Raw genomic sequence first — 16982 nt, 5'->3', positions numbered from 1 at the left:
TGTGGACGGGCTGGAATGCATCCAGCTGGAAATCTCCAAGTTGTTGCAGGATAAGCTGAATTTAACACAAACGAGCGGCAAAGAGTCTCATTCTGAGCGCCACAAACAAAATTCAAATACCAAATCCACTTCTGATCTTGAACCTGGCTTTAGAAAAGACCAAGGCCAAAACCACACACACAATCCCGACGGGGAAGGTTTGAGCGAACCGCAGCAAGGGCAAGACAGGGCAGCGGAAAACCCGGACCGGACCCTGGACCCGGGGATGAGCGGGGCCGCCGGGCTGCCGGCAGATATGTCCGGCCGCAGCGTTGATCTTTCCGGGCTGGGCGCGGATGCCTTCGAGGCCAAACCGGTTCCGCTCGGGCTGGTGCGCCAGGCCTGCCCGGATATAGCCGCCTATGCCAAAAACGGCCTGGCCAGCTGGTCCGAACTGATGGGGGCGGCCATTGTCGTGCGCTCCATGCTCGGGGTCAGCCCCTCCGCCTATGAGGAGGCCTGTGCGGTGCTTGGCCAGGAAAACGCCGCCATTGCCGTGGCCTGCATCCTGCAAAGGGCCGGGCAGATCAATTCTGCCGGCGGGTATCTGCGATCCCTCACCGACAAGGCGGCCAAGGGCGAATTCTCCGTCTGGCCGATGCTGCTCGCCCAGCTCAGGGCCAACGGCTCCCATGTCAGGCTGGTCAAGGGGCAGATGGAATGAAACGGAGGCGGAGCGTGTCGTCCATAACTGCTAGCTTGTGCCCGCGCCCGTCAGCCGGGGAGCGTCTCGGCTGCCACGGCTAGCGTGTAGCGGTTGCTGCCGGCAAAGCGCCCGCCTTCATCCCACGGGCCGGCGCCGCTCAGATATTCCGCCAGCGTCAGCGCCTGCAGGCTGAGCGTGCTGCCGCCGCCGAAAGCCACCGCCGTCTCGGCGCAGTCCTGCCAGGCGGCAATCCGCGCATCTCCTGTTGCCGGAGCCAGGGCATCGCCAGCCCCGCTCAGTTCCAGCATGCGCTGCAGGATCTCGTCCTGCGCCCGCCGGTTCAGGATGATCTGCACCATCGCCATTGTCTCCATTGCACACCCTCAGTCCTGCCGTTTCAATCCTCTTCGAAACGTCCCCTAGCGCCTCAAGGTTGCAGGGGCGTGATCGCATGGGCCAAACCGCGCCGCTTGGCCGGCAAACAGCGGTGACACCGCCGGAAAACCCGTCATGTACAAACTCGCAAGTCACAAGAAAACGAACAGTTGTATATGCCGATAAGAGCAAAACACCGGCGAGCACGCAGGCGCCAGGACAGAGCCAAGAGGGCAGGGGACACCAGAAAACCCAGTAAAAGCAATGCTGTACAGCCGAGCAAATGCAGGAAAATGGCGTATAGTGAGACGATGGACCGCCACAGTGCGCAATCGCTCTTATAAGGCAGCTCAGAAAGCAAGCGTCACATCGTTGAGCAATATTCTTAGTCCGTAATGAGGAAGTTAGCATCGTTATAATTGCGGAATAAGGCAATTAATATAATGAAAACAACACTAACTGATCTGGATTTGGCGTTAGAGCTCGTTTCGGATTGGGGGTAAGTGGGGTAAATTTTGTGGCCGCAATGAGCCTGCAGCCATTGGTCCGATCTGATCTCTGGAACTGATAGTTGAGCCAAAAAGCATGTGCACCATCCGCTCGTCATTGCGAGCGCTAACGGTCAGTGAGCTAATGACATCAAACGACCGCGATGGGGCCGAAACCATCTGACTTCAACAGGAGTACCTGACGATGACCGCTTTACGTCAATCAATGGATTTCGCCATCCTCCCGACGCTCGACCGGCGCGCCGTCCTTATAGACATGTGTGCGGCGGCGCTGTCCGGCACGGCGTGGGGAGCGTCCACGCCGCCGTTGTCGTCGCGCACCGTCAGCACGGATCGCCACACCACCCATTACCTTGAAAGCGGGCCTGCCGATGGGCCGCTGATCGTCTTCGTTCACGGCTTTCCGAGCTCAAGCCTGATATGGCGCGCTCAGATGGAGGCCTTTGCCGTGGAGGGATGGCGTTGCATTGCTCCCGACATGCGTGGCTATGGCGGTTCTTCGGCACCTTTGGCCAAGGACGCCTACACCATGAAGGAAATCGTGAAGGACATGGCAGAACTTCACGATCACCTTGGCGGCAATCCTGCCGTCTGGGTGGGGCACGACTGGGGAAGCATCGTCGTCGGGTCGCTGGCCGCCCATGAGACCAAACGATGCCGCGGCGTCGTGTTGACCTCATGGGCGTATTTTCCGCAGGGCAACAGCCTGGACACGCTCGTCTCGCTGGTCGACCGCGATATCTATCCCGCCGACGCATATCCAGACGGCCAGTGGGATTACGCCCGCTACTACAATACGCATTTCGACCAGGCGATCGCCGACCTCGATACTGACAAGGCCGCATATCTTGCATCGGCCTATCGATCCGGCAGTCCTGCTTCCGTCGGTACGGTTTCGCCGATGGCAAAGGTCACGCGCAACGGAGGCCGCTTCGGAGCTGCCCACCGTGCCCCGCCGCGCCAGCCCGATCCAGCTCTTTGGCCCGTGGCAGACTTCGAAGCGCTGGTAAAGTCGTTCGACGCGCATGGCTTCCGTCCGCCTTGCTCCTGGTATGTGAATGACAAAGCCAACATTGCCTATGCGGGGGAAGCGCCCGATGAAGGTCGATTGTCGATACCGGTGCTGTTCGTCAACGGCGATTATGACCAGATCTGCAGCATCCTCGGCAATCGCCAGGGGGATCCAATGCGCGCCGCCTGCCGTGACCTGAGTTTTGTGAGCTTGCCCAGCGGCCATTGGCTGCCGTTGGAACGCAAGGCTGAGCACATTCGGGCGATCCGCGATTGGCTCGACAGAAAGAACTTGTAGCACCGGTGAAAAGCAGTGGTGTCGATCCCATCTCCGGTACGGAAACCAGATGGGCTCAGCACGATGAGTAACCGGCCCCGCAACGAACTCGAGGCACAGGGGAGACAAAGTGAGGCCTAGAGCACCATTGAGCTGGTGCACTTGAACGGCCGAGATGGAGCCGCTTGATAGCTTCCTTCGTTCGACCTCCCAGTGACGCTGCACGAGCATGGCAAAGCTTCGTCCGCTGCGCTACTGGTGCATTCAAACCGCTGCGGCGGTTATCGGCGCGCGAGACACGCGGAATGAATCCTGAATATCGCGAACCAAGAGTTCGGGCTGTTCAAGCGCGGCGAAATGCCCGCCTTTCGCCATATTTGTCCATCGCCGCACATCGAATACACGCTCGACCCATGAACGCGGTGGAGTCGGTAGTTCCTTCGGGAAATGTGCGAACGACATCGGTACGCTTACGTTTGAAACATCCGGAAACGAAAAAGGCTGTAGCCGGTTTTCCTTGTACATCCGAAGGGACGAGTCGATGGTGTTTCCAAACCAGTAGATTGATACATTCGTCAGTAACGCATCTGCGGATATCACCGTCTCCAGGTCGCCGTCACAGTCGGACCAGCTCGCGAACTTTTCGGCTATCCAGCCGAGCAAACCGACAGGACTGTCTGACAAGGAGAACGAGAGTGTCTGCGGCTTGGTCGCCTGCAGCAGTGAGTAGGCACCCTCTACGCTCGCGAACTTTGTGGCACGGTCCAGGAACTGCTGTTCCTCACTTGTAATGGCCGGATAATCCGCCCCCAAAGGCGGCCGAAAACTTCCGGGAATGTAATTTAAGTGAATTCCGTCGACGGAGGCCGGATAGAGAGCGCCAAGCCAGGCCGATACTCCCGCTCCGATATCGCCACCCTGCGCAAAATATCGCTCATAACCAAGTTGAAGCATCAGCTTCTGCCAAAGTCCGGCAACGCGCCGGGCATTCAATCCAGTTTGCCTCGGCGCTGCTGAGAAGCCGAAACCAGGAAGCGAGGGCACCACAACGTCAAATGCATCGCGCGGGTCACCTCCGTGTGAACCGGGGTCCGTCAACAGTGGAATTACTCTTTCAAACTCTACGAAGGAGCCCGGCCAGCCGTGTGTCAATATAAGGGGCCGTGCATTCGGTCCCACGCCCCTTTTATGGATGAAATGAATGTTTTGCCCATCAATATCAACGGTGAATTGGGGCAACTCGTTCAATTGCGATTCCCTCGCACGCCAATCAAACTCCTCCGACCAATGTGTTGCAAGTTTTTGAACGAGTGCGAGGCTCACCCCATCCTCGTCCCCGCCCTGAAATATCGAGCCGGGCCAGCGCGTTTGGCGCACGCGTGTTTTTAAGTCCTCGATCTGTTCGTCGGTGATCCTGATCTGGAAGGGCTTCATGTAGCGGTTCCTTCAACGATGTGTTTTGTACTTCCACACTCCGCTACGTTTCGGCGGCTGCCATTTCATGCGTAGTCGGGAATAACCTGTCAATGATCCAGCCGGAGCCGCATCGCCATCTTTTTTCAGGCAATCACCTGGGAGATCTGCGTCGTTAGTCGTGGTGATCGACTTGGGCTTTCGCCATCGTGCAAGGGCGTGTCGCGGGCGTCAACCAACTGCTCACAGGGATAGTAGGATGCTTCTTTCTTTTTCAAGCACCCGACGAGCTGCCGGTCGCTCTATCAGACGATCTTTCAGGGCCATGAGATTGGTCAGGTCGCTGATCGGCAACCCAAGATCGCGTCCCCAAGAGAAGAACACCAGGGCGTATGGATCAGCAACGGTGAAGTGACTACCCATCATCCACGAACGACCTTCCATGATGCGATCCATTTCCTGGAGGTGATTCCAATAATTCTCCTTGCTTTTCGCCTTTACGGCTAAAAACAGGCCCGGCTCCGAAACCACCTGTTCGGGATGGTAAAACTTCGTGAATGTGGGATGGACGGTACCGGAGAGCCAGGCACAGGTCGCAATTGTCTGCGCCCGTTCAAACGGATCTCTGCCGAGGAGTGCTTGATCTGGAAAAGCATTGCCAATCCAGCCGAGAATGGCGGTGGATTCCAACAGAACCTGACCATCGTCGAAGCGAAGTGCCGGCACCTTTGCCCGCGGGTTGATCTCGCGGTACTCAGGTTTGAACTGTTCGCCCGTTAGGATGTTTACCTTCTTCAATTCGAAGGTAGCTCCCGCCTCTTCCAGTGCGACGTGGGAAGCCATTGAGCAGGCATGTGGAAAGTAATAAAGCGTCAACATGCGGAGTAATCCTTATTTGTAACCGGATGTAGCGATCACTGCATCGTTCTATCTGTGCGGCGGGGATCCGCTACGCTAGGCCTGGTTCACTCCACAATCCGCCGTGGCTCTTGCCGCCTGCACAATCGTCATGGCGATGGTTTCGGGTTGGGTCATGTAGATCGCATGGCTGCCGGTGACTTCAACGACGTGCGCCCCGGCCCTCTCTGCCATCCGGCGCTGAAGACCGGGGTGGACAAGTCTGTCGTCTGTGGCCACCACGTACCAGTTGGGTTTAACACGCCACGCGGCAGCAGTGACTTTGCCGGCCATTGATGCGATGGCCCAAGGCTTGAGCGCCGCTGCCATAAAGCCGCTCGTTTCGGGAGGCATATCCCCGCCGAAGACTTCAGGGAATTTGGAGGTGTCAAACAGGAGATAGCCATCCCCGGTTGGCAGGAAGGGTGGTTTCGATCCGACCGGCACATGATTGGCTGTCAATGTCTGGACCGACTCTCCCGCATCGGCGATGAAGGCAGCGACATATACGAGGGCAACGACCTTTGGGTCATTGCCCGCTTCTGAGATGACGACGCCACCATAGGAGTGGCCAACAAGGATCACGGCACCTGGTGCTGCAGCGATCGCGCGCCGCGTATTGGCTACATCATCCTCAAGCGATCGGATGGCGTTCTGCACGACTACGACGCGATAACCGTCGCGGTTCAGTCTATCGTGCACCGCTCGCCAACCCGAACCATCCACAAACGCCCCATGCACCAGCACAATAGTTATGCCGGGCGCGGCCTCTTTGATATCTTCTTGCATGGAAGTCGTGCGGTCATGTGAATACTCTGCCGTAGCCACGATTCTACCTCCTTCGTAATACGGGCGGGGGGTCTGCGAGGCTACAAAGAACTCACAGCGCCGCTGCTTGCCGAAAACCTATCTAGCGGCAGCGTCGGGAGTGGGGAACTACGCAAATCGACAAGACATTGTTTCATTAAATGGAAGTATCGCGCCCACTCGACGGTTCACGATGGTCGTGGGGCCTATGATAGGCTCGCGAGGTCACTGCGAAGCCGCGGTGCGGCAAAGTCCAGGAAACGGCGGAGTTTGAGCGGCAGCGGAGCCTTTGATGTATGGAGCAGATGAACAGGAGACGGGGCCGGTTCCATCTCTTCGAGAATAATCCGCAGCGTTCCGGCTCTTACAGCATCGGCCACTTGATAATGAAGGAGTTGCGTTAGCCCAGCTCCCAGGATTGCCGCCGCCGCTGCCGCCTCCGGCGTTGTTACTGTCAGGCGAGATGACAATGGCGGAATGCGTGCGTCCAGGGAGCCGGGGATACCAAAGCGCCACTGTGCGACTGGAATGGGCATGTTCACCGCAATTGAGGGAAAGTGCGCGACGTCATCCAGTGTGCGCGGTTCACCCTTGTCTGCAAACAAACGGGGACTACCACACAGGACGGTCCGGATCGATCCCACACGGCTAATGGTCATGGCGCTATCTGGTAGCTGGCCGATCCGGATCGCCACATCAACATTCTCCTCGACTAGCGCCAGATTGGTGTCGATCAGCACCAACCGCACGTGAATTCCGGAGTAACGTTCCAGAAACTCAGTGATGATCGGTAAGACATGAAGGCGCCCGAACATCGTGGGAGCTGTTACGACCAATTCGCCGATCGGCTCAATGAACTCGCCTGCGACTTCGCGCTCCGCTTGTTTTACCTTATTGAGAATCTCTCGTGCGGCGGCGACGTAGACAGCGCCGGCATCGGTCAGCATGATTTTGCGGGTCGTGCGCGTGAGCAGGCGGGCGCCAAGCAAATCCTCCAGTTCAGAAATCCGACGGCTCAGCGTTGGCAGCGATACCCGCATTGCCCGCCCGGCAGCGGAGAAACTACCACGATCGACAACTTCCAGCAGCATCGACATGGCCTCAAGGCGATCCATCCGATCCTCTCAATAAATGGAATAGTCATTTCTGACCGCAACTCATAGTTCATACGTGGTCGGAATGCTAGTTGGCGCATGCCACATGACGCTCAACCGGGGCAAGACGTTCGTGGTGCTTGACCTGAAGAAGGAAGATGATCTGGAGGCCATGCGGCAACTGACAGCATCGGCGGACGTCTTCATCACCAATGTCCGGGAGAAGGCGCTGGCTCGTCTCAATATGGGTTCGAGCAAGTCAAAGCGCTCCATGAAGGCATCGTCTACGTGCATTGTGCAGGCTTCGGCTCCGCGGGGCGGTACCGTGATTTACCGGCTTACGACGACGTCATCCAGGCGACGGCCGGAGCGGCTACATCAGCATCGTGCTCTACACGGATAAGATTGCCGCTGACATAATTGATCTGATTGGTGACAAGAAGTTGAAGGAAGACGGCAGGTTCAAGGACCGCGAGGGGCGCATGCTCAACGCGCGGCATCTCAATGACTAAGAAGCGGCCGACAATGGCTCGTCCGGTTTCAGGCTCGCTCAAAGAACAGCTGCCCTTCGGCAACCGACCGGATGCCGAAGTTCCTTGGAACAGCGGCTTGCAAAAATTTATAGACGCTGTCGGAATCCGTTCGTCAAATTCGTCTTTGAACAAGGTAGCGGCTTGAAGAGGAGATCGCGGCAATGTTCAATGTGACTGCTGGAGACCTGAATGCCTATTTTGGTTTCGATCCGGAGCGAGAGCCAGATCTCAAGAAATTGGATGGATTGATCCGCAGCGCTGCTCCCTCACTCAAGTGCTATTTTCATGAGGGTAAACGGGCAGGAAGCGCCGGTATGCGTATGAAAATGATCGGCTACGGCAAGTTTCGCTATTCAATAAAGTCCGGCAAATCGACCGACTGGCCGGTGATCGGCGTCGCTCTTCAGAAGAACTATATAAGCGTCTATTTCTCCGTCACCATCGATGGCCACCCGATCGTTGATTGCTACAAAGGCAAACTTGGGGAAAAGCGATCGGGGAAGAACAACTTCAGCTTCGCGAGATTTGACGAACTGAAGAGCGGAGAAGTTGTCAAACTGGTTGTGGAAACAGCCAAGGCATTCAACAGGGATCCCGAGAATCCTGTTTATTACCGGGAGGGTTCATGAATGGCGCAATCCACCCGTCTTGGAAACTGCAGTAACCTAAGCGGACCGGCTACTGTTCGGAGTCGCAGAGGCGGCTGAAGCGACCGGCATGGGTCGCATTGTCGCCCGGCAGCATTGGCAATATGGCCTGATGTCTTGAAGGAGGAGCGCTAGGATGAGCACCGACCTGGATACCGTGCGGTCCTATGATACGGTCGCGGCGCAGTACGTTGCTGAAGCCGCCGCGATGCCCGAATGGGTCGCGACAGAGATCGATGCGTTCGTGACCGCGCTGGGCGGCTCGGGCAGGGTGCTGGAGATCGGAAGCGGGGAATAGCCGGTTGTGGCGCGACTATGAACTCGAGGCGGTCACTGCAATGTCGGCTTCCAGGCGAAGGCGAAGATCGCCTCTGTGGTAAACATCGGGCGCAAAGGGTGCGACGGCGCCTGTGAGTTCGCCAGGATGGCGCCTATTAAAGAACCCCTCCATCTGCCTGCATGTAATCCGCGACGCTGTAGCAATGGCTCGCCTGATAGGCATTCCGCCCCCGGTTCATGTGCGTCAGGTTGAACGTCCGAATGGCGCGCACCATGCGGCGGCTCGTCAGGAATTTTCGGATCGAGACGGAACCATGCACTTTGATGCCGAAAATGTCCGCACCACGCGGGAAGAAATAGCTGACGTGCTCCGGTATCGCGACACTTTGCTCGAGCAGGGGTTCGTCCACCCGGCTCGGCGTGGCTGAACGATCCGTCGTGAAATCCGAAAGATGCACGATGAATCTGGCGCGGATATCTTCGTCCTGGGCATAGAGCGTGAAAAGCTCCATCCAGCTCGCATTGACGCGGACGAGCGGTTTGTCCGAGGTCGACGGCAGACAGGAAACCGACCAGTAGGAGCGCTCGGTCTTGCGCGGGATCGGAATGCAGTTTGGACCGTACAGCCCGAGAATTTCCAGGACTTCCCCTGCTTGCGGGCGACCAAGCAGCTTCTCAAATCGCGCCAGGTATTTGAAACGCTGTTCCAGGGATTCCAAGCGGTCGGCCGTGTCCGGCAAGTCGATCTTGCCCTCTATCCAATCGCGCTGTTGTTCAAGATCAAGGAATTGCCGTAGGCCGGTGGTTCTAGGCCGAGAGGTTGCACCCATATCAGAAGCCCTGCGAATTTCGTGTGCTCATCGTCGGCCGACTCCTGTGTTCTCGCTTGGGCGTTTGCAAGTCTGAGCACCGCGCCCAACGCCCCTCCAAATGATATCTCGCAGAGGGGGAATTTGGAATGTCTGTGCGACCACGAAGATAAAGTCACGTTGTTCATCCGTTTGGCGCTTTCACTCGACTGCCGTCCTCCACGGGAGTCGAGCTTACGCAGGGCGGCCATGCGATTTTTGGGTCATGACGCAATCACACCAAGGAATATAGCATGTTAACAAAACTGGCCAAGGTGCTGGGGCTAAGGCATTCGAACGGTTCGAGTGCAGAGCACGATCTTGCAGTCTTAGCTTTGAAGGGCAAATGCGCCGGCGATAACTATTACCATCACGTGGACCAGTCGACCTTCAAGCCATCGCTCAGCATCACACTTATGATAGGGATACTTGGTTCACACAGATCGTCGCTCAAGCAAGATGCGAAACGAGACGCTTGATCTTTCCTGCCAGGACACTTTGGCCTCCTCCATGCCCAGGCCAATTTGCTCGATCAGATCGAACACAAGGCGCGGTTCGACGCATTTGCGCAGAATCTTCCTGTGCGTGACATCGGATATTTCGTGGATGACCAACCGGACTATTCGGTGAAACCGTTCATAAATATTCCAGTCGAGCTCCGCATTTATTTGTGGAGAGTGGGGTGCTACGTCGCGGTAGTCTTGTCGCGATCCTCAGGTCGGGGACCATAAAGAACTGTGGGGCAACTGTTCCTAAGTGCCAGATCCAACAGAAACGAACTTGAACCGGCAATCGCCCTACGATTTTTTGGTTCCCAAGCTCTTCAATATCAGTGGCGAAGGATCTTGCTGAGGAAGGCACGGCTGCGATCGGTCTTTGGATGAGAGAAAAACTCTTCCGGTGTACCACTTTCCACAATGCCCCCTGCATCCATGAATACGACGCGCTGTGCGACCTTGCGCGCAAAACCCATTTCGTGGGTGACAACCATCATGGTCATGCCTTCTTCGGCTACGCTAACCATGACGTCGAGCACTTCGCTGATCATCTCGGGGTCGAGGGCTGATGTCGGTTCATCAAACAGCATGATCTTGGGTCGCATGCAAAGGCATCGGGCAATAGCGACCCGCTGCTGTTGTCCTCCGGAGAGCTCCGATGGGTAAGCGTTGAACTTGTCGGCGAGCCCAACTCTTGCGAGTAACTCGCGCCCAGCCGCTTCGGCGGTCGAACGGGCGATTTTCCGCACGTGAATCGGCGCGAGTGTAACATTCTCCAATGCAGTTTTGTGCGGATAGAGATTGAAGGATTGGAACACAAAGCCAATTTCGGCGCGCAGATCGGTCATGTTGGTTGCCGGATCGCCGACGCGTTGACCGTCGACGATGAGATCACCGTCCTTTGTGGTCTCAAGACCGTTGACGCAGCGGATCAAGGTGCTTTTGCCGGAACCGCTTGGCCCGCATATCACCACCACCTCGCGCGGTTCGATGCTGAGGGTGATATCCTTGAGCACATGCAGTGCTCCAAACCATTTGTTGACACCGCGAAACTCAATCATGCTTGGTACCTTCCTTGATGGTGTATCTGCCAGAGTTCACAATTGCACCTCGCCATGAGCTGTTCCCATGCGACGTTCAAGTTTGCGGGCAAGCAAGATGAGGGGATAGCAAACGATGAAATAGCCAACGCCGACAATGGCGAACACAAGCAGCCCATTGGGTACCCGTTGAACCACTAGCCAGCCAACCCGGGTGAGGTCGGTCAAGCCGATTGCTGAGACGACGGAGGAATCCTTGATAAGGAGAACATATTGCCCCACCAGTGGTGGCAAAGACATTCGCATTGCTTGTGGTAACACTACTTGCTGTATTCGCTGTCGGCGCGACAGGCCCGATGCAAGCGCCGCCTCGACCTGGCCGTTTGGAACGGCGCGGATACCAGCGGCAACGATTTCGCAAATGAAACACGCCGCAAGGTTGGACAGTGCAATGATACCAGCCGTGAAAGCATCAAGCTCAATGCCCAACTCCGGTAGGATGAAGAAAATCAGAAAAATCTGCACAAGGAATGGAGTTCCACGTATCAGGTCGACCCAAGCGCCGATCACGCGACTGATCAACTGATTGCTGCCAGTCCGCACTATACCGAGGGCAAAGCCGATGAGCGTGCCCAGAACAAGACTGATCAATGACAGCGCCACAGTCATGCCAAGGCCCCGCAAGGCCAGCGGATAGCTCCCGATGAGACCTTGGAATTGTTGCCAGATCATGTTCGGCTCCTCATCGGTTGTGAACCAAGCCAACGCCCTGACAGGGCCGCCAGACCCTTCAATCCATAGTAGAGGATGAGATAGCACGCTGCGGTTGTTATAAAACCCTCCGCCGGCATGAAGCGGTCAGAGGCGAGAAGCTGCCCGGCCCGCGTTAGTTCGGAAACGGAAATCAGGGACAGCAGCGCGGAATCCTTCACCAGCACAATGGCTTGGCCGAGGAGGGGGGGAATGGTCACGCGAAAAGCCTGAGGCAGGACCACGAAGCGCATGCGCTGCATGTAAGTCATGCCGGACGCAATACCCGCTTCCACCTGCCCGCGGGCGATCGAAAGGATGCCCGCCCGGATGATCTCGGCGATATAAGCTCCACTGTTCAACGATAGAGCAAGAATGCCGACAACGAGTTCCGGCAGTACGATACCCAGTCGCGGCAAACCAAAATAGAGAAAATAAAGCTGCGCCAGCAGAGGGGTTGCCCGGATGGCATCGATATAGATCTTTGCCGGAACTTTGGACAAGCGTGAGCGTTGCAAATTCATTGCACAAAGCACAATTCCAACCGCCAGTGCGCCGGCGAAGGAAACGACGGACAACCAAAGCGTGGCAAGGAAGCCGTGCCCGAACAGCGGCAGGTACTCGGCAATGGTGCGAAAGCTGAAATTTTCAAGCATGTCCGGGATGATTCCTCAGGCGACTGTGCAGACGATAATCGGGCAGATGGGTGGCCGTGGACAGGTTGAAGAACCAACACGCGACCACCCAAATCTATCCCTGTCTAGTGATCTTTCTTCCATGCGTCTGAGTTGACCCAGTAATCCAGGTTCTTCTGGAGGCGACCGTCAATGGCGACCTGATCGAGAAACAGATTCATCCAGATGAGGAGATCCTGTTCGTCATAACGTGTCGCAAAGGCCAAAGGCTCTTTCGACAGCATTTCCGGCATGATTGTGAAGCTTCCAACCGGATAGGCAGCTGACTGGCCTTTCACAGCAGAGACATCGTTGACGCCGCAATCGGCCTGACCATTGTTGACGGCGTCGAGGAGGAGTGGGCCACCACCCTTGTAGCTCTTGATGTCAGCATCCGGGAATGTGGCTTTGGCGACCTTTTCACCGGTAGCACCCAATAGTACCGCGATTTTGGCGCCGGCTGCCTTGCAGGAATCGATCGTGGTGAACTTACTGCCCGCTTTTGCAAAAACGGTACTGCCCGTGAACATGAAAGGTTTGGTGAAGGCGACTTTCATGGCGCGCGGCAGAGTCGGGGTCATGTCCGCAACCAGCAGATCGGCCTTGCCGGACAGGAGCGCCGGAATAAGCCCATCCCAGTCGAAGTCGAGAAAACTGATTTTCACGCCCATTTCCTTTGCCATCAGTTCGGCAAGTTCCACAGAACTTCCTGTGCGCTTACCGGCTTGATCAACCATGGAAAAGGGTGGGCCTTGTGTCTGGACTGCGACACGCAATTCTCCGCGCTTGACGATATCATCGAGCGTTCCGGCGCTTGCGGCGCCAGCGGCGGTGAGTATCGCAAGACCTGCGATGAACAAGTTGGCAATCTTCATTTCCGGTTCCTCCTCGTTATATGTCGTCTATTTTAGACGTTCTTGGTACGGGTCCGATCTCCTCGGACAGGATTTTCAGAATGACTATTCGCTGTGCGGCACCTCTGTGCTTTCGGACCAGCATCCTTCAGGCAGATTGACCCATTTGTTGCACGATGCCATCACCACGAAGGTTTCCGTGCGGACGATTTCTCCCAGATCGCCAACCGCCGGAATTAACTCGCTGGTGACCCGATAAAGGTCTGCTACATCCCCGGCAACGACAACATCGACAATAATATCGAACCGTCCTGTCACGACAGATGCGGAATTGACGAAGGGTAATTCTGCAATGCGGCGCGCGATCTCCCGCGCGCGGCCCCGCCCTTGAGCGTTGACGCCGACAATGGCTGAAATCAGTTCCGGACGCTCGGTCAGGTTCAGCAGGCCTGTGATCTTGAGAAGGTTCCGATCAAGCAGATTGCGCAGCCGTGTCCGTACTGTCGGTACGGATATCTCCATCATCTCAGCGAGCCGCGTAATACCTAGCTGGGCATTCTGTGAAAGCAGTTTGACGAGCCGGCGATCGGTTTGGTCGAGATGATCTCGCAAGGAGTCTAACTTTCATAAACGGAAAAAAATGGAGAGAAATTTTTGCAATAGACCACATCCTACGCATGGGATATTGAAAATACAAGAGCTGTACCCGGTCTGATCCGCACGCTGCGACCATTGACGGGAAATGGGCTGTACTTTAAGCGGTCCGCCAGATTGATCATTTTCAAGCAGCTTATGGATTTGTACAATCGGCAAAGCCCGAACCAAATCCGAGCTGATCCAGCGGCTGCCTTTCGGATTTTCAACGCGCTCCAGAATATTGGCGACCCCGTCAATCAAAACCGCTTTCCGGATAACGCTGCCGCAACTCCCAATTTCTCTGCGCGTCGTTTACCGTAGCTCAGAGTCCTCCAAACAAAGTTGGAATATCGAGCGGACGAAAGCCATAGTGATCGAGCCAACGCACGTCGGCGTCAAAGAAGGCGCGCAGATCAGGCATTCCGTATTTCAGCATAGCGATCCGATCTATGCCCATGCCCCACGCAAAGCCTTGATAGATGTCAGGATCAAGCCCGCAATTACGCAGCACATTTGGATGTACCATTCCACAACCAAGGATCTCCATCCATTTGTTGCCTTGCCCGATCCGAAGCTCCCCGCCTTCTGTAGAACAAAGAATATCCGCCTCCATAGAAGGTTCGGTAAAAGGGAAGAAGGATGGGCGAAAGCGCATTTTCAGATGTTCGACCTCGAAAAACGCTTTCAGGAAGTTTTCAAGAACCCACTTCAGGTGGCCCATATGTGAGCTCTTGTCTATGACAAGTCCCTCAACCTGATGGAACATTGGTGTGTGCGTCTGATCGCTGTCGTTGCGATAGGTACGACCGGGGATGATGACACGGATCGGCGGCTCAACGTTTTCCATAGTCCGGATCTGGACCGGAGAGGTATGCGTTCGCAGAACTTTGCGGTGGCCACTCACATCCGCATTCATAAAGAACGTGTCATGCATTTCCCGAGCCGGGTGACCGATTGGGAAGTTCAACGCAGTGAAATTATAGAAGTCCGTCTCGATTTCGGGGCCTTCCGCGATCGCAAATCCCATATCAGCAAAAATGGCGGTGATTTCATCGATTACTTGCGATACAGGATGAATTCGTCCGTGAGTTTCGGAGCCGAAGCGCACTGGCAAGCTTACGTCGAGCCCTTCCTGAGCGAGCTTTGCGCTTACACTCAATTGCTTCAGGTGGATTTTTCGTTCTGACAATGCCGACTGAACGACATCCCGGAACCCGTTGATCTCTGCGCCCCGAAGCTTGCGATCCGCTATGGACATGGAGCCGAGCGATCTGAGCTGGGCAGTGATTACCCCCTGCTTTCCGAGCGCTTCGATACGGATTGCCTCGAGCTTTTGCTCGTCGCTTGTTTCAGCAATTCCGGACAGGAATTCTGCGATGATTTTCTGCATGGGTTTATCTCATCACCGCATTCTTCGCTGCCTGGCTTTGCGGCATCGACGCGATCTCTTCCAAGGTTATAGGCTTAATCGGCATACGTAAGCGCAGATGGCCAACCTCATGCACAGGCACAGCGCGCTGTTCGGCAATCAGTTCGATTATGCTCGATCCGCACATCCGCCCCTGACAAGGCCCCATGCCTGTGCGCAGATACGCCTTAAGTTGATTTGGCCCCTGCACATTCAGGTCATTCACTACGTCCCGGATTTGCTGCGCTCGAACTTCCTCGCACCGACAGATGATTGTTGATGGGTCTGTTGGGCGCAGCATCGGTTGCGTAGGGCAAAAGAGACGGTCGATGAAAGCCCGACCGCGTGCAAGTCGTGCTGCTTGCTTTTTCAAGGGACGCGACATTGTATTCCGCGATGCGACATCAATCCGGCCAAGCGCGGCAGCGGCTGCAATCGCCGCCATTTTTCCGCGAACGGCAGCGCTGGGTGCCCCTGCGATCCCGGCACCGTCGCCAGCGATCCCGATCCCCGCTACCGAAGATTCCAGCCAATCGTCTACAACCGGTGTCCACGCATGCACCGACTCATCCCAGAACAGCTCACAGCCTAGCGCGCTGGCCATATTGATGTTGGGGATGATGCCGTGATGCAGTAATACATGATCGCACTCAATGCTTCTACTTATGCCGTTATCGTTAAAATCAATACGCTGCACACAATCACTGCCAACTATACGAAGACCGCTGACCTTTCTACGCATCGGCAGTGAGAAGCGGCTCTTTGCCAGAAGTTTTAAACCGTAGAGAGCATAAGTCGAGCACAGAAAGTCCGCCAGTTGCGGCAGGGCTGCGGTGAAATTACCCCTTGGCGTAGTCTCCAGAACGGCAACAATGTTGGCGCCCGACCGCTTCAACTGGTCGGCTAGCAAAAGCAGAAGGGGGCCGCTGCCGGCTATAATGGTTCGACCCTCCGGCACAAGACCGGAGGATTTAAGCGCAATCTGTGCCGCCCCTGCGGTCATAACGCCCGGCAAGGTCCAGCCGGGTACTGGCACAGGGCGTTCTATTGCCCCGGTTGCTAGAATTAGGCGTCTCGCCCGAATGAGCCGGGCCTTGCCGGTCTGGGACAATCCAACTTCGAAATGCGTCGGCTCGATCAGCTTACCAGTATCATCAAGGGCGGGTTCAACTGACCACACGACAGTCCTCGCCGTGTAATCAACCACGGATTTTTCGAGATCATGCACGAGGGCAAGGCCTTCCCAATAGGCGCTGCCAAGGACACTGCGACGTTTTACGGGCGTGGTGGTTATAGCGCGATAAATCTGACCTCCAGGGCTGATATTTTCATCCGCCAAAAGGGTTGTTAGACCCAGTTGGTTAGCCTCGGCCGCCGCAGCAAGGCCGGCCGGTCCCGCACCAACGATCACAAGATCGTAACGATCGGCGATGCTATCAATGTTGTCGATTCTGTTCATTGATCGGTGTTCTCCAATGCATCAACTGTGCGTGCGCCGCGCTGCGGTTCGACAACCATGCCCTGACGTACCGGCGTGAGGCACGCCTGACGATTTCCGACACCATCGATGACGACAAGGCAATCGAAGCAGACACCCATCAGACAATAGGGACCGCGATCAGTACCCGAAATCGAGGTTCGGCGGAACGCATTCACACCATTGGCGAGCAGGGACGCCGCCAAGGTATCGCCGTCGCGCGCGCGCATCAGGCGTCCGTCAAAGGTGAACTCGATGATCAGATCGAGCG

General features: G+C 56.2%; 20 protein-coding genes and 2 pseudogenes. 6 read left to right on the top strand and 16 right to left on the bottom strand.

The window, feature by feature from the left end:
• The coding region (gene repC, locus ACTJJ7_RS23860) for a plasmid replication protein RepC (RefSeq protein WP_440969044.1) at positions 1–703 on the top strand (703 nt) is incomplete at its 5' end.
• Positions 704–753: 50 nt separating this feature from the next.
• Here repC and ACTJJ7_RS23855 read toward each other — a convergent pair.
• Complete coding sequence (locus ACTJJ7_RS23855; RefSeq protein WP_440969043.1) at positions 754–1044, bottom strand: hypothetical protein; 291 nt, start codon at positions 1042–1044, stop codon at positions 754–756.
• A 709-nt stretch (positions 1045–1753) separates the two neighbouring features.
• Between ACTJJ7_RS23855 and ACTJJ7_RS23850 the strand changes: the two genes are divergently transcribed.
• Positions 1754–2878 carry an alpha/beta fold hydrolase gene (locus ACTJJ7_RS23850; RefSeq protein ID WP_440969042.1) on the top strand — a complete coding sequence of 375 codons (1125 nt, stop codon included), beginning with the start codon at positions 1754–1756 and terminating at the stop codon, positions 2876–2878.
• A gap of 243 nt (positions 2879–3121) precedes the next feature.
• Here ACTJJ7_RS23850 and ACTJJ7_RS23845 read toward each other — a convergent pair whose 3' ends face one another.
• From ACTJJ7_RS23845 to ACTJJ7_RS23830, 4 genes are all read right to left on the bottom strand, one after another.
• A complete protein-coding gene (locus ACTJJ7_RS23845; protein WP_440969041.1) occupies positions 3122–4291 on the bottom strand; it encodes an epoxide hydrolase family protein in 1170 nt (389 codons plus the stop codon).
• A gap of 222 nt (positions 4292–4513) precedes the next feature.
• The gene (locus ACTJJ7_RS23840; RefSeq protein ID WP_440969040.1) at positions 4514–5149 is read right to left on the bottom strand and encodes a glutathione S-transferase family protein; all 636 of its coding nucleotides are present in this window, start codon (positions 5147–5149) and stop codon (positions 4514–4516) included.
• A 75-nt stretch (positions 5150–5224) separates the two neighbouring features.
• On the bottom strand, positions 5225–5995 hold the full coding sequence (locus ACTJJ7_RS23835) for an alpha/beta fold hydrolase (protein WP_440969039.1): 771 nt from the start codon (positions 5993–5995) through the stop codon (positions 5225–5227).
• A 185-nt stretch (positions 5996–6180) separates the two neighbouring features.
• Positions 6181–7089 (bottom strand): LysR family transcriptional regulator, encoded by a 909-nt coding sequence (locus tag ACTJJ7_RS23830; protein ID WP_440969038.1) that lies wholly within the window; start codon positions 7087–7089, stop codon positions 6181–6183.
• 64 nt (positions 7090–7153) lie between these two features.
• Here ACTJJ7_RS23830 and ACTJJ7_RS23825 point away from each other — a divergent pair.
• Positions 7154–7488 (top strand): annotated as a pseudogene (locus ACTJJ7_RS23825) (CoA transferase).
• Here ACTJJ7_RS23825 and ACTJJ7_RS23820 read toward each other — a convergent pair.
• Positions 7407–7622: a hypothetical protein gene (locus tag ACTJJ7_RS23820; RefSeq protein WP_440969050.1), complete on the bottom strand. Its 216-nt coding sequence runs from the start codon at positions 7620–7622 to the stop codon at positions 7407–7409. The pseudogene ACTJJ7_RS23825 and the gene ACTJJ7_RS23820 sit on opposite strands and share 82 nt — an antisense overlap.
• Before the next feature lie 140 nt (positions 7623–7762).
• On the opposite strand from ACTJJ7_RS23820, the gene ACTJJ7_RS23815 reads away from it, so the two are divergent.
• Both ACTJJ7_RS23815 and ACTJJ7_RS23810 read left to right on the top strand, forming a co-directional pair.
• Positions 7763–8230, top strand: a complete 468-nt coding sequence (locus ACTJJ7_RS23815; protein ID WP_440969037.1) for a hypothetical protein — start codon at positions 7763–7765, stop codon at positions 8228–8230.
• Positions 8231–8384: 154 nt separating this feature from the next.
• Positions 8385–8540, top strand: a pseudogene (locus ACTJJ7_RS23810) (class I SAM-dependent methyltransferase); the annotation flags it as partial.
• Positions 8541–8682: 142 nt separating this feature from the next.
• Here the strand turns inward: ACTJJ7_RS23810 and ACTJJ7_RS23805 are convergent.
• On the bottom strand, positions 8683–9357 hold the full coding sequence (locus ACTJJ7_RS23805; RefSeq protein ID WP_440969036.1) for a hypothetical protein: 675 nt from the start codon (positions 9355–9357) through the stop codon (positions 8683–8685).
• Positions 9358–9629: 272 nt separating this feature from the next.
• Between ACTJJ7_RS23805 and ACTJJ7_RS23800 the strand changes: the two genes are divergently transcribed.
• The gene (locus tag ACTJJ7_RS23800; RefSeq protein WP_440969035.1) at positions 9630–9854 is read left to right on the top strand and encodes a hypothetical protein; all 225 of its coding nucleotides are present in this window, start codon (positions 9630–9632) and stop codon (positions 9852–9854) included.
• Positions 9855–10204: 350 nt separating this feature from the next.
• Here the strand turns inward: ACTJJ7_RS23800 and ACTJJ7_RS23795 are convergent, their stop codons facing one another.
• The 9 genes from ACTJJ7_RS23795 to ACTJJ7_RS23755 all read right to left on the bottom strand — a co-directional run bounded on the left by ACTJJ7_RS23795 (position 10205) and on the right by ACTJJ7_RS23755 (position 16941).
• Complete coding sequence (locus ACTJJ7_RS23795) at positions 10205–10933, bottom strand: amino acid ABC transporter ATP-binding protein (protein WP_130273042.1); 729 nt, start codon at positions 10931–10933, stop codon at positions 10205–10207.
• 36 nt (positions 10934–10969) lie between these two features.
• Entirely contained in the window at positions 10970–11644 is a 675-nt protein-coding gene (locus ACTJJ7_RS23790) for an amino acid ABC transporter permease (protein WP_105734663.1), read from the bottom strand.
• Positions 11641–12318 carry an amino acid ABC transporter permease gene (locus ACTJJ7_RS23785; RefSeq protein ID WP_440969034.1) on the bottom strand — a complete coding sequence of 226 codons (678 nt, stop codon included), beginning with the start codon at positions 12316–12318 and terminating at the stop codon, positions 11641–11643. Before ACTJJ7_RS23785 ends, ACTJJ7_RS23790 begins: the two co-directional genes overlap by 4 nt.
• 104 nt (positions 12319–12422) lie before the next feature.
• Positions 12423–13211 carry an ABC transporter substrate-binding protein gene (locus ACTJJ7_RS23780; RefSeq protein WP_105734665.1) on the bottom strand — a complete coding sequence of 263 codons (789 nt, stop codon included), beginning with the start codon at positions 13209–13211 and terminating at the stop codon, positions 12423–12425.
• 84 nt (positions 13212–13295) lie between these two features.
• Positions 13296–13802: an AsnC family transcriptional regulator gene (locus tag ACTJJ7_RS23775; protein ID WP_105734666.1), complete on the bottom strand. Its 507-nt coding sequence runs from the start codon at positions 13800–13802 to the stop codon at positions 13296–13298.
• A 12-nt stretch (positions 13803–13814) separates the two neighbouring features.
• Complete coding sequence (locus ACTJJ7_RS23770; protein WP_440969033.1) at positions 13815–14087, bottom strand: hypothetical protein; 273 nt, start codon at positions 14085–14087, stop codon at positions 13815–13817.
• A 61-nt stretch (positions 14088–14148) separates the two neighbouring features.
• On the bottom strand, positions 14149–15216 hold the full coding sequence (gene pheS / locus ACTJJ7_RS23765) for a phenylalanine--tRNA ligase subunit alpha (protein WP_440969032.1): 1068 nt from the start codon (positions 15214–15216) through the stop codon (positions 14149–14151).
• 4 nt (positions 15217–15220) lie between these two features.
• On the bottom strand, positions 15221–16693 hold the full coding sequence (locus tag ACTJJ7_RS23760) for an NAD(P)/FAD-dependent oxidoreductase (protein ID WP_440969031.1): 1473 nt from the start codon (positions 16691–16693) through the stop codon (positions 15221–15223).
• Positions 16690–16941 carry a (2Fe-2S)-binding protein gene (locus tag ACTJJ7_RS23755; protein ID WP_440969048.1) on the bottom strand — a complete coding sequence of 84 codons (252 nt, stop codon included), beginning with the start codon at positions 16939–16941 and terminating at the stop codon, positions 16690–16692. Before ACTJJ7_RS23755 ends, ACTJJ7_RS23760 begins: the two co-directional genes overlap by 4 nt.
• Positions 16942–16982: the final 41 nt, after the last annotated feature.

It is taken from the genome of Phyllobacterium sp. 22229 (assembly GCF_052056495.1).
Lineage (GTDB): Bacteria > Pseudomonadota > Alphaproteobacteria > Rhizobiales > Rhizobiaceae > Phyllobacterium > Phyllobacterium myrsinacearum.
This window is presented reverse-complemented; position numbering and strand designations above follow the sequence as displayed.